The sequence below is a fragment of the Pseudoalteromonas sp. CuT4-3 genome (assembly GCF_035666335.1).
In the GTDB taxonomy this organism is placed as follows: Bacteria; Pseudomonadota; Gammaproteobacteria; order Enterobacterales; family Alteromonadaceae; genus Pseudoalteromonas; species Pseudoalteromonas atlantica.
Genome location: NZ_CP142030.1, coordinates 176,623 through 189,478, shown reverse-complemented (window position 1 = coordinate 189,478; position 12,856 = coordinate 176,623). Strand labels below are relative to the sequence as shown.

The following is a 12,856-nucleotide window of genomic DNA, read 5'->3' as shown; positions in this document are numbered from 1 at the left end:
CTCGTTGGCCCTAGGATGAAATTAATAGAACACATTCCATTATTTAAACAAATGGAAATAGTGAATAGATTGCACTTTTTTAAAGACTTCACCCTTGCTGAACGCCAAGTGCTACTAGAGTCGTTTGGGTTATTGTATTTAGTTAACCAGCATCAGTTTTTATTTAAACAATACGATAACGACAAACGCTTATACATTGTATTAAGTGGTGCGTTACTTGTTTTTAAACATAACCACTTGCTGGAGCTTGGCACTATAGAGCCCGGTGAGTTTATCGGTGAAGGCGCATTTATTAATAACCGCGAGCGCAGTACGAGCGCTCGCGCTAAAACCGACACCATAGTACTTGCCATTACCCCAGAGGCACTTACTCGCTTGCCTAATGTAATACGCGAAAAAATTAAAGATAGAATCATAGAAGGTATGAGCCTGCGTATTGCAAAGCTGAGTGAGCACATAGAAACCCACGGTTAACTCTATCCCTCAGTCCATATAAACAATTTGTAGTGAGCAATCAAGTCAGCTGGGGTTATTAACATGCGCCGTAAATGTATACGTATCGGATGGCTTAGCGCCAAAGGGCGTTGCTACAAGCGGCTGTGAGTGGCTATATGTTTGCGAGTAGGTTTTATAATAAATAACAACATAACCATATAAAAACTCCCAACCTAACCTTACAACAGCGCCACTGGGTAAGGTAAAGTCAGCATATTTATCTGTAAATGTGACGAGTAAATCATTGTACTTGTCTTCGCTGCAATGGGTTGTTCTTAGCCGAGACGGCATAGTAAAAGCGTCTTCTCCATCAGTGCTCTTTAAATAAAAGCCTATATTGCCATCACCATAAAAATGATTTGATCGTGTCGTGTAGTTAATTTAGGGCTGATAACCTAGCTCTTGCATAATAATAGCTAACAGCTCAGTCTCTTTTGGGTAAATTTTATCGCTTGATAAGAGTAATGTAGCCTCACCAAAGGTAGATGGGATTTCTAGCGCTACGTATTCATAAGGAAGATTTTGTGCTTTTAGCGCAGCATCGAGCTGCTTGCGCTGCTCATCTTGCAAGTTTTCACTAAAAACATAAACGGTAGGTTGTTGGCACGCAGTTAATAATAGCGCCCACATACAGATTAAAATGCCATTTTTCATAGTTACCTCCTATGATTACAATTGTAGTCTATTGGAGGAAACTATCTATAGCAACTTAATACTCATGTGCTTAATTAAGTATTATTGTACGTTGGTATAATTTGTTTGGCTGTCTAACCAGGCATCTACACTTTGGCGCGTATATAAAACTTCATTAAATAAGCGATGACGTTCAAATTCCAGTTTTGATTTTTTAAGTGGATCGCCACTAATTAGCCGACTGTGCGTATCGTTAAACTTAGAAATAACCGAAAAGCCGCGTTCATCTTGCTCTTTTTGTGTTTTTACCGAGTTAGCTAAGTGAGCTCTTACATCATCTGCTGTCAGCATATCTGAATTATCTAAGCCCATTAGCTCTTTTTTCATTGCTAATCTTATGCCCATTTACTGCTCCAATTATATGCAGACCTAAACAATTAAAACGGTGAAATAATTACCATGTTTTAGGTACGATTTTTTATTTGCCAAAGCAATAGCAAATAGCACACCAAATTTTTGCTAGAGCATACGCATCAAATGCTGCAGTTTTTTTAAAGTTGAAAAAAGTTTTATATTTATCACTCTTTTTTATCCCACTCGGGCGAGCTTGCTAGGTGCAAAAAACAGTGCAAGCCTTTATACTTGCTGCTTATGCGCCACCAACAGAGATAACCATGTCAGAAGAATACATTGAAATTGAACTTGAAGAAGAACCTATAGAGCTTTGTAAATTACTAAAAGTACTCGATTTAGTAGAAGGTGGCGGCCAAGCTAAAAACCTAATAGCGCAAGGCTATGTTGGGGTTAACCATGAAATATGTACAATAAAACGGAAAAAATTATACAGTGGCGATGTACTTGAATTTGATGGCGAGCTTTTTCAACTCACTTTAAGTGAAGATGCGACTCCTGTAGAGCGCCCAGTGGCAACAACCCAGCCACAGCCAGAAAAAACACCTAATGAAACAGCTCAAAAGCCGGCAAAAAATAAAAGAAAGCGCACTAAAAAGCCAAAGGTTGATGAAAATACAGGGCGCCGCCCTATCTCATTTGGCTAGCCCTTAGCGCTTTGTGCCGTTTTTATTATATGTATAGGCTAGCTTGAACAGTTAGCCTTTTTGCTCTTTAATTACCTCGTAAAATACAATAAAAACAAGGTAATAATATGACAATCTCAGCCACACCCAATTGGTTTAAACCCGCCCTGTGGGCAGCACTTATCTGGAATTTATTAGGTGTGTTTGCATTTATAATGCACCTTATGATGACCCCCGAGATGATAAGTAAACTTCCGTTAGATCAACAAGCTGCATATTCAAACGTGCCTTTGTGGTCTACCATTGCATTTGCTGTAGCGGTATTTGGTGGCACCCTTGGCTGCATACTACTATTGGCCAAAAATGCATTTGCAACGCCTACCTTTGCGTTATCATTGGTAGCGATATTTATTCAGCAATTTTATAATTTCATTGTGATAAATAGCATTAAAATGCTGGGGATAAGCGCGGTGTTTATGCCTATTTTAGTGATTGTTATTGCGTTTTTGCTTTTATATTTAAGTATAAAAAGCAAACAACAAGGTTGGTTGAACTAACTTCCCCCCCCTTTTGTAAACTCATTATTTTGCTACTTGAAAAAACAATTTTAGGTAGCACTTCTATACTTAGTACTGTCTAAAAAACATGCATTGCGCTACCTGCTTTTTAGCCTGATTTGTCATATTTATTATCTCTGGTATGCACTTTGCAAACTATTGGCAAATAAACACGTTATTTTATCAAGGACATAATCCTAACTATCAAAGGGGCAAAAAATGAATAGTTTCGACACCCAACAACAATTAACGATTAATGGCGAGCAATACCATATTCACTCACTTAAAGGATTAGGCGACAAAGCAAAGCGATTGCCCTTTTCTCTCAAAGTATTACTAGAAAACCTATTACGCAATGAAGATGGCGTAAATATTAAAGAACAAGACATTCAAGCCCTTCTTGACTGGGACCCTAAAGCAAAGCCCTCAGCTGAGGTGGCCTTTACGCCGGCACGTGTGGTAATGCAAGACTTTACAGGTGTTCCCGCCATTGTTGATTTAGCTGCCATGCGTGATGCAATGGAAAAGCTAGGTGGCGATCCTGCAAAAATAAACCCGCTTTCTCCTGCTGAACTTGTAATTGACCACTCAGTACAAGTAGATGGCTACGGTGATGACGGTGCGTTTGATTTAAATGCCAAGCTAGAATACGAACGAAATAAAGAACGCTACGAATTTTTACGCTGGGGGCAAACTGCTTTTGATAATTTAAAAGTAGTGCCACCAGCTACAGGTATTGTGCACCAAGTAAACTTAGAGTTTTTAGCGCGTGTTGTTTTTAACGACAGTGAAAACGGAAAATCAATAGCCTACCCAGACACCCTTGTAGGGACTGATTCGCACACCACCATGATTAATGGTTTAGGTGTGTTAGGCTGGGGCGTAGGTGGTATTGAAGCCGAAGCAGCCATGCTTGGGCAACCAATTAGCTTGCTTATTCCTCAGGTAGTGGGCTTTAAATTAAATGGCCGCTTACCCGAGGGCACCACAGCTACCGATTTAGTGCTCACCGTTACCGAAATGCTACGTAATCACGGAGTAGTGGGTAAATTTGTTGAGTTTTATGGTGACGGCCTAGCTGATTTACCGCTAGCCGATAGAGCAACCATTGCCAACATGGCGCCAGAGTACGGTGCAACATGTGGTATTTTCCCAATTGATGATGAAACAATTAACTACCTGCGTTTAACGAACCGCGATGAAGAACACCTCAAACTGATTGAAGACTACGCTAAACACCAAGGCTTATGGCGCCATGAAGGCGACGAAGCGCATTACACAGACACCCTTGAGCTTAAATTAGACGACGTAGTACCTAGCCTTGCAGGCCCTAAACGCCCACAAGACAGAATTACACTTGATAAAGCCGGTGATGTGATAGGCCAGCACCTAAAAGGTTTCCAAGATGAGCGTATGGCTCGTCGTGATAAAAGCGATATTGAAGAAGCGCGCATTGAAAGTGAAGGCCCAACAACCAACCCAGATGAACCGGTAGACGAAGCGCAGTTTATGGGTGCAGCCAAAGTGAAGTTTAAAGGCCAAGAATTTGAACTAAACGATGGCGCCTGTGTTATTGCCGCTATTACAAGCTGTACAAATACCTCTAACCCCAGTGTTATTTTAGCCGCAGGCTTAGTGGCTCAAAAAGCCAAACAGCTGGGTATTAATGTAAAACCGTGGGTTAAAACATCGCTTGCACCCGGTTCGCAAGTGGTAACCGACTACCTTGAAAAAGCAGGCCTAATGGATGACCTAGAAAGCTTAGGCTTTAACTTGGTCGGTTATGGTTGTACCACGTGTATAGGTAACTCAGGCCCGCTTGCAGATGAAATTAGCGAAGCAATTCAAAAGCACAAGCTAGTTGTAAGCTCTATTTTATCGGGTAACCGTAATTTTGAAGGGCGTATACACCAAGACGTTAAAATGAACTTTTTAGCCTCGCCTCCACTTGTGGTAGCGTATGCCATTGCAGGGCGTACAGACATAGATGTATACAACGAGCCATTAGCGCAAGATGAAAACGGTAACGATATTTACCTGAAAAATATTTGGCCAAGCGTGAGCGAAGTCAGCGAACTAGTACAGAAAACGGTAACCAGAGAAATGTTCGAAAAAAGCTATGCCAACGTATACGAAGGCGACAGCCGTTGGCAAAAAATTCAAATTCCTGATGGTAAGCTCTATGATTGGGATGATGGGTCAACTTACATTAAAAAAGCACCATTCTTTGAGGGCATGAGCGCTGAACCACCAGGCGTGCCAACAATTGAAGGGGCGCGTTGTTTAGCTAAACTTGGCGACTCAGTAACCACTGACCATATTTCTCCTGCGGGGGCCATTAAAGCTGAAGCGCCAGCCGGTATTTACTTACAGGAAAAAGGCGTAGAAAAAGCGCAGTTTAACTCGTACGGTTCACGCCGTGGTAACCACGAAGTGATGATGCGAGGCACATTTGCGAACGTTAGGCTTAAAAACTTACTCGCACCAGGTACAGAAGGTGGCGTTACTCGCACCCAACCTGATGACAAGCTTGCCAGCATTTACGATGCCGCAATGGAATATGAAAAGAGTAACACACCATTAATTGTGTTAGCTGGTAAAGAATACGGTACCGGTTCATCACGCGATTGGGCAGCAAAAGGCTCACTTTTATTAGGTGTAAAAGCGGTGGTTGCACAAAGTTATGAGCGTATTCACCGCTCTAACCTCATTGGTATGGGTGTACTGCCTTTACAGTTTAAAGAGGGTGAGAGCCACGAATCATTAAATTTAACTGGCCAAGAGCAGTTTGATATTGAAGGTTTGTACGACAAAACGAATGAAGTAAGCATTATTGCCACGAATGCTGAGGGCAAAAAAGTCAGCTTTAGCGCCGATGTACGCATAGATACCCCTAAAGAGTGGGATTACTACAAGCACGGCGGTATTCTACAATACGTTTTACGTAACATGATTGACTAACCATATACTTAAAACTAAAAAGCCTAGCAGTCGCTAGGCTTTTTTATGCGCTAAATAATTAACGAGTATTGCAGCTTGGTATTGCTTTTAACTGGTTATAAGCCCTTAGCATAACGAAGGCGCAGTAACTCAGCTCACTAATTACAAACCCCGCACGATTAAAACCCCTTATATTGAGTAAGCTTTAATGCTAAGCGCACAATAAAAATTTAGTAACCACCTATACTTTGCATCTCTTTACTGCGCTGCTCTAATTTTTGCTTTGCCTTTTCAGCATCTTCAAACAGTTTTTGAATAGATTCAGCGTTGTAAACGGTAGGTGTAGGTGGTTGAATACTCTTTTTTGAGGTGCTTGCACTGCTACTCAAAATTGAGGTGTCTTCTGCGGCTACAACAGTGACATCACGGGCATCAAGTTTTACCTCAATACTTTTGCCATCTGCATTAGGCGTATCTGAAAAATGCCATTGGCCGTTTTTATCTTGCCACTTATAAATTTTGCTACCGGGTTTAATTGTCGCCGCATCATTGTTTACACTCTGCGCAATTTTATCGCCTGCTTGCTTTGCACCTTGCACTGCCTGATTAAGCGTATTGGTAGATAACGCGACCATTTTTTCTTTAATTTTGTGAGATTCAGCACTAATAGATGAACTAGAAAGCCATGTTTGGCCATCTGGCTTTTTTAGGTAAAACAAAGAGATAACAGCAATGATCATGACTGATATTGCCAAGTAGGTGAAGTATTTCATAGCGTTCCTGCTTAAAAATGAATCCTTGAAAGGCAAGTCTAATAAAAAATACTTAATCAGGCAATTTTTTTGCAATAAAAAACGCAACCTAAGTTGCGTTTAAATAGTTGTTTAGCATTCGCTTTTTTTAAATACCATCGCCGTCAATATGCAGCCCGCATTCGCGGTTTAAACCAAAAAAGCGCGTTTCTTCTTCGCTCATACCTGGCTCAAGTTTACGCGTAGTATGCACATCACCCATCGACACATAACCTTGCTCCCATAATGGGTGGTAAGGTAAATCATGCTTAGTAAGGTATTGATATACATCGCGGTTTGACCATTCAATAATCGGGTACACTTTTACCGTACCTCGGCTTATCTCAACAAACTGTTTATCTGCACGGGTCGATGATTGGTCACGGCGCAGGCCACTAAACCAAGTACCGGCACCAATTTCTTTTAATGCGCGGGTCATGGGCTCTACTTTATTAAGCTGATTATATTGCTTAATACCGTCCTCGCCTTGTTCCCATAATTTACCGTATTTAGCTTCTTGCCATGCAGGGCTTAGCTCAGCTTTATACACCTGTAAATTAAGTGATAGGCGCGCTGTCATTTGCTCAATAAACTGATACGTTTCTGGAAATAAATAACCCGTATCGGTTAATACCACAGGAATATCAGGACGCTGAGATGTGACTAAATGCAGCATTACCGCCGCTTGAATACCAAAGCTTGATGATAAAAAAGCTGTATCGGGTAAGTTCTCTAGTGCCCATGCAACACGCTGCTCCGCACTCATTGGTGCAAGTATGCCGTTTGCATCTGCAAGCAATGCCGCTTGGCTTTGCTTATCAAGCTGTAATATGTTTTTAAATTCACTCATGGTCAATTTTAAACCTCACCCACGCTCCGCGTGGGTATTTAATTAAGCGTGAAAATCGGTTACTGATACTTTTACTTCAGCAACAATGCCTTTGCGAATTACAAAGTCACCAAAACATTCACCGTCGTTTCGCTCACTTGCCCACTGGCCAATCAGCTTATCAAACGCGTCTAGGTAAACATCTTCACCTACGTTTTCTAGGTACAGTTTAGGAATGCGTGTACCTTCTAAATTACCGCCTAAGTAAACGTTGTATTTACCAGGGCCTTTACCTACTAAACCAGCTTCTGCAAGCATTGCGCGGCCACAACCGTTAGGACAACCTACAACACGCATAATAATGCTGTCATCAGGTATGCCATGCTTAGCAAGTAGTGCTTCGGTTTTTTCAATTAAGCTTGGTAAGTAACGCTCAGCTTCGGCCATAGCAAGCGGACACGTTGGCAATGCTACACACGCCATTGAGTTTTTACGTTGCTCAGTGTCTTTGTCATCAATTAGGCCGTGGTTACGGGCAATTTCTTCAATAACTGCTTTTTGATCGGCAGGCACACCGGCAATAATTAAGTTTTGGTTAGCCGTCATGCGCATATCGCCTTGGTGCACTTCTGCAATTTTACGACAACCTGTTTTTAATGGCTTACCTGGGTAGTCTAAAATACGGCCACTTTGTATAAATAGCGTAAGGTGGTGCTTTCCATCAATGCCTTCTACCCAACCAATACGATCGCCACGGTGAGTAAACTCATAAGGGCGGCTTGGTGCAAAGCTTACACCGGCACGTTTTTCTACTTCCGCTTTAAATACGTCAGACCCAACACGGTCTAGTGTGTATTTAGTTTTTGCATTTTTACGGTTAGAACGGTTACCCCAATCACGCTGCACTGATACAACATGCTCAGCAATTTTTAAGGTGTCTTCTAGGGCAATAAAACCAAAGTCGTCAGCTTTACGCGGATACGTAGCCGTATCACCGTGGGTCATAGCTAGGCCACCACCTACAAGTACGTTAAAGCCAACAAGCTTGCCATCTTCGGCAATAGCAACAAAGTTTAAGTCATTCGCATGCACATCAACTTCGTTGTTAGGCGGAATGGTAACCGTGGTTTTAAACTTACGCGGTAAGTAGTTAGAACCTAAAATTGGCTCTTCTGTGGTTTCTGCTTTTTCGCCATTTAACCAAATTTCAGCGTATGCTTTCGTTTTTGGAAGTAAATGCTCAGAAATTTTTGCAGCCCACTCATACGCTTCTTGATGTAACTCTGACTCAACAGGGTTAGTCGTACATAGTACGTTACGGTTTACATCGCCTGCGGTGGCAATAGAGTCAATGCCAACGCTATTAAGCATTTGGTGCATGCCTTTAATATTTGGCTTTAATACACCATGAAATTGAAACGTTTGACGTGTTGTTAAACGAATACTGCCGTAGCTTGTTTTTTCATCGGCAAATTTATCAATTGCTAGCCATTGCTCAGGCTTGATAATACCACCAGGCATACGTGCACGTAGCATTACATTGTGCAGCGGCTCTAGCTTTTGCTTTGCGCGCTCAGGGCGTATATCGCGGTCATCTTGCTGGTACATACCGTGAAAACGTATAAGTTGGAAGTTATCGGCTGTAAAACCACCGGTAATTTCATCTTTTAAGTCTTGCTCTATGGTGCCACGTAAAAAGTTACTTTCTCTTTTCAAACGTTCGTTATCAGAAAGTTTTACGTTTTTATCTTGTTCGCTCATTTTAAATCCTAAATTTGTTACAGTGACGGCTGCTAGCTGTTAATAAAATAAGAAACGTGATTAATACACGTCTTTCTGATAGCGGTTAGCACTACGTAAGTCTTTTAAATATTGCTCTGCGTCTTCGTAGCTTTTACCGGTGTTTTCGCTGATGATATCAACTAAGGCGTTGTGTACATCTTTTGCCATGCGGTTTGCATCACCACATACATAAAAATGCGCACCTGCTTCTAGCCACTCAAAAATTTCTTTTGAATTTTTGCGTAGTTTGTCTTGTACGTATACTTTTTCGGCTTGGTCACGGCTAAATGCAACGTCAACTTTGCTTAATAGGCCTGATTTTAAATAACCCTGAATTTCTACTTGATACAAAAAGTCTTGTGTAAAGTGTGGGTTACCGAAAAACAGCCAATTTTTGCCTTGTGCTTCTCGCGAGTCACGCTCTTGTAAAAATGCACGGAATGGCGCAATACCGGTACCTGGACCAACCATAATAATGGGGGTATTATCATCGCTAGGTAAACGGAAGTTGTCGTTGTGCTCACTAAATACTTTAACTTTACACCCTTCTTCAGCACGGCGTGCTAAATAACCAGAGCAGCCACCTAAATGTTCGCTGCCAAAGGCGTCAAACTCAACTAAACCTACCGTTAAGTGCACTTCCTCTTCAACCTCGCTTTGGCTTGAAGCGATTGAGTATAAGCGCGCTTGTAGTTTACGTAGGCAATCTACTAAGGTTTGTGCATCTATTTTTGCAGGATTTTGTGCCACTACATCAAAAATTTGACGAGGCTCAATGTACTCACGCATCGCGGCTTTATCTTCTACAAGCTTTAGTAGCTCTGGCGTGCCCGTTGCAACTGCGTATTTTTCTACAAAGCCTGGGTATGACTGAGTAAGCTCTAACTTTTCGATTAATGCATCGCGAATAGGCAGTGACTCTTCGCCCACTTTTACAAGTGTGCCTGAATCGATTTGCGTGTGTGTTAGTAGCTCATCTACGCGGGCTTCATCATTTAAGAAGTACACGCCTAATGAATCACCAGGTAAGTAGGTGATGTCTGAGCCTTCAAGGGAAATCTCAACATGGCGTACATCTTTAGTAGAATCGCGCCCTGTAATTTTTTGTACGGTAACAAGCTCTGCCGCAAATGGGTTTTGCTTAGTGTATTGGCTTGCTGCCGCTGTTGGCGCGCCAAATGGCATTGATACAACTTGACCGCCAGCAGCATCTTGCTGCGCTTTTAGATCAGGTTCGAATGCATCAAGTGCACCGGTGATCCAAGTGGCTGCTTCATCATCGTAATCAACATCTAGGTCGGCACGTTGGAAAATAGTTTCTGCGCCAAGTTTGTTTAAACGCTCTTCAAAGTCTTTTGCTGTTTGGCAGAAAAACTCATAGCTAGAGTCGCCTAAACCCAGTACTGCTACTTTAACGCCATCTAACTTAGGTGCTTTTTTGGTAGTTAAAAATTCATACAGTGTTTCAGCATCTTCAGGTGGCTCACCTTCACCGTAGGTAGATACAACAACGGTTAAAAACTTTTCTTTTTTCAGGGCTGTAGGTTTGTAGTCAGACATGCTCACAAGTTTTACAGCTAGACCGCGCGACTCTGCTTGCTCTTTAAGCTTAGTCGCCACACCTTTTGCATTACCTGTTTGCGAACCATACAAAATAGTAAGTGGCGCAGCATCGCTTGTAGCCGCAGTAGGCGCTTGCCCACCAAGAGCTGCAGAATTAGCATTTGCAGCTAAGTAACCACTTACCCACGCTTGCTGAATCGGATTAAGTTCTGCTACTAAGCCTTGCAGCTTTTGTACTTGCTCTTGCGATAGCGGGCTTGCCGCTGCGTTAAGTTGACCTAACAACATGAATTTGTTCCCCATAACCCTGAAAATTACATACAGCCCACATGATGCGCTGTTCAAAATGAGCTTTACCTCACCCAGAGTGACTCTGCTGAGGTTTTATTAGTGTGCAGGATAGCGGGCTATGCAGTGAGAAAAAAAGAATAGAATCTGCTTTGTTATTCCATTTAGTTATTAATTTATATAAAGACCTTCAAAAACAGCTTAAAGGCTGATTATTGCTATTTTATTAATTTTGTATTTAACAAATTTGTAACCTTGTGCAGATAGTGTATGTTATTTACTCAACTATAAAAAATAGGAACAATCATGTCACACGGGACATACAAAAATAAGTTACTTAGCACGGCATTACTGATTGCCGCCACCCCAGCAATGGCCAATGTCGCAAATGGCGGCTTTGAGCAGTGGACAGGCAATACGCCTGACGCGTGGACCACAATTGATAGCGGTATTAATGTATCGCGCTCAACCAGTATCGTAAATAACGCAAACAACGCAGCGGCTATTAATGTGACCACCGGCTCGCAAAGCAATACCGACTTATTACAACAAGTTAGTGTGGAGGCTGGCAAAACATATGATTTCTCAGTGGATGTATATCACACTGAAGGAAGCATAAGAGCCCGCCTGTATGTAGATGGCTACCAAGGGTACTCTAACCAAGCGCAAACTAACCAGTGGCAAACAATTAGCCACAGTTATACGCCTACCAGTAATAAAACCATTAATGTTGGTTTACGTTTTTACGATATGAGCGGCTTTGATGGCAATGAAACCGTTTATGTAGATAATTTTTTGCCTAATACAGACGGCGGCGCTTCAGGCAGCTGTAACGACCATAGCCTTACTTTAACCCTTAATACCGATAACTACGGCAGCGAAACCAGCTGGGTGGTTAACAACAGCCAAGGTAGCAGCGTAGCCAGTGGTAGTGGTTATGCCTCTAACACACAATATAATGAGCAACTCTGTTTAACTGATGGCGCATACACCCTAGTTATAAGTGACAGCTATGGCGACGGTATGTGCTGTAACGTAGGTAATGGTAATTACGCGCTCACTCAGGGCAGCACCACACTTGCCAGTGGCGCAAGTTTTAATAACACAGATAGTACAACTTTTGAATTAGGCGATGGTTCTGGCGGTGATACTGGCGGTGGCACTAACCCTACACCAACAGGTTATTACGTAACAACTCAGGGTCTATCTAGCTATGCATTAAAAACTGAGCTTTATAACATTATCAAAAATCACAGCTCGCAAGGTTACTCGGCTATTTGGAACTTTTACGATTCTTCAGCACGCGATAAATACTTTGAAAACGATAACAGTATTTTAGATATTTATAGTGAAAAGCCAAATGGTAGCGACAGCTATACTTACACTGCGGTAAGCGATCAGTGTGGTACTTATAACAGTGAAGCAGATTGCTATAACCGCGAGCATTCGTTCCCTAAAAGCTGGTTTGGCGGCTCAAATGAGCCAATGAATTCAGACGTGCACCACATTTATGCAACCGACGGTTATGTAAACTCAAAACGTAGTAACCACCCTTTTGGTGAAGTGGCTAGCGCATCATTTACATCAACAAACGGTAGTAAAGTCGGTTCAGCAGCAAGCTCTATTAATTACTCAGGTACGGTGTTTGAGCCAATTGATGAGTTTAAAGGTGACTTTGCCCGCGCTTATTTTTACATGGCAACCCGCTACGAGAATGTAATAGGCTCGTGGCAAAATAACACAACTGCCAGTAATGCTGTCCTTAATGGTACAAGCAATCAAGTATTCGAAAACTGGGTGGTAGCTATGCTACTTAACTGGCATAACGCCGACCCTGTTAGCCAAATGGAGCTTGACCGTAACCAAGCAGCTTATGAGTTTCAAGGTAATCGTAACCCGTATATCGATCACCCTGAATTTGTTGAGATGATTTGGTAATAG

10 protein-coding genes and 1 pseudogene are annotated in these 12,856 nt (G+C 42.0%); 5 read left to right on the top strand and 6 right to left on the bottom strand.

The window, feature by feature from the left end:
* Positions 1-15: 15 nt before the first annotated feature.
* On the top strand, positions 16-474 hold the full coding sequence (locus VOI46_RS00925; RefSeq protein WP_004589450.1) for a cyclic nucleotide-binding domain-containing protein: 459 nt from the start codon (positions 16-18) through the stop codon (positions 472-474).
* A 45-nt stretch (positions 475-519) separates the two neighbouring features.
* On the opposite strand, the pseudogene VOI46_RS00920 reads toward VOI46_RS00925, so the two are convergent.
* Together VOI46_RS00920 and VOI46_RS00915 are read right to left on the bottom strand one after the other, a co-directional pair.
* A pseudogene (locus VOI46_RS00920) lies at positions 520-1,149 on the bottom strand (hypothetical protein).
* An 81-nt stretch (positions 1,150-1,230) separates the two neighbouring features.
* Positions 1,231-1,533 carry a hypothetical protein gene (locus VOI46_RS00915; protein WP_004589447.1) on the bottom strand — a complete coding sequence of 101 codons (303 nt, stop codon included), beginning with the start codon at positions 1,531-1,533 and terminating at the stop codon, positions 1,231-1,233.
* Positions 1,534-1,802: 269 nt separating this feature from the next.
* Between VOI46_RS00915 and VOI46_RS00910 the strand changes: the two genes are divergently transcribed.
* From VOI46_RS00910 to acnA, 3 genes are all read left to right on the top strand, one after another.
* Positions 1,803-2,186: an RNA-binding S4 domain-containing protein gene (locus VOI46_RS00910; RefSeq protein WP_024031994.1), complete on the top strand. Its 384-nt coding sequence runs from the start codon at positions 1,803-1,805 to the stop codon at positions 2,184-2,186.
* A 107-nt stretch (positions 2,187-2,293) separates the two neighbouring features.
* On the top strand, positions 2,294-2,722 hold the full coding sequence (locus VOI46_RS00905) for a hypothetical protein (RefSeq protein WP_004589445.1): 429 nt from the start codon (positions 2,294-2,296) through the stop codon (positions 2,720-2,722).
* Between the two features lie 219 nt (positions 2,723-2,941).
* On the top strand, positions 2,942-5,683 hold the full coding sequence (gene acnA / locus VOI46_RS00900; RefSeq protein ID WP_004589444.1) for an aconitate hydratase AcnA: 2,742 nt from the start codon (positions 2,942-2,944) through the stop codon (positions 5,681-5,683).
* A 209-nt stretch (positions 5,684-5,892) separates the two neighbouring features.
* On the opposite strand, the gene VOI46_RS00895 is transcribed toward acnA, so the two are convergent.
* The 4 genes from VOI46_RS00895 to VOI46_RS00880 form a co-directional block, all read right to left on the bottom strand.
* Positions 5,893-6,435, bottom strand: a complete 543-nt coding sequence (locus VOI46_RS00895; RefSeq protein WP_004589443.1) for a DUF4124 domain-containing protein — start codon at positions 6,433-6,435, stop codon at positions 5,893-5,895.
* 127 nt (positions 6,436-6,562) lie between these two features.
* Positions 6,563-7,303 (bottom strand): phosphoadenylyl-sulfate reductase, encoded by a 741-nt coding sequence (locus tag VOI46_RS00890; protein ID WP_004589442.1) that lies wholly within the window; start codon positions 7,301-7,303, stop codon positions 6,563-6,565.
* 42 nt (positions 7,304-7,345) lie between these two features.
* Positions 7,346-9,043 carry an assimilatory sulfite reductase (NADPH) hemoprotein subunit gene (cysI, locus tag VOI46_RS00885; protein WP_024031990.1) on the bottom strand — a complete coding sequence of 566 codons (1,698 nt, stop codon included), beginning with the start codon at positions 9,041-9,043 and terminating at the stop codon, positions 7,346-7,348.
* A 60-nt stretch (positions 9,044-9,103) separates the two neighbouring features.
* Positions 9,104-10,915 carry an assimilatory sulfite reductase (NADPH) flavoprotein subunit gene (locus VOI46_RS00880; protein ID WP_004589440.1) on the bottom strand — a complete coding sequence of 604 codons (1,812 nt, stop codon included), beginning with the start codon at positions 10,913-10,915 and terminating at the stop codon, positions 9,104-9,106.
* A 306-nt stretch (positions 10,916-11,221) separates the two neighbouring features.
* Here VOI46_RS00880 and VOI46_RS00875 point away from each other — a divergent pair, with 306 nt between their 5' ends.
* A complete protein-coding gene (locus VOI46_RS00875) occupies positions 11,222-12,853 on the top strand; it encodes an endonuclease (protein WP_282337994.1) in 1,632 nt (543 codons plus the stop codon).
* The last annotated feature ends 3 nt before the right edge of the window (positions 12,854-12,856 follow it).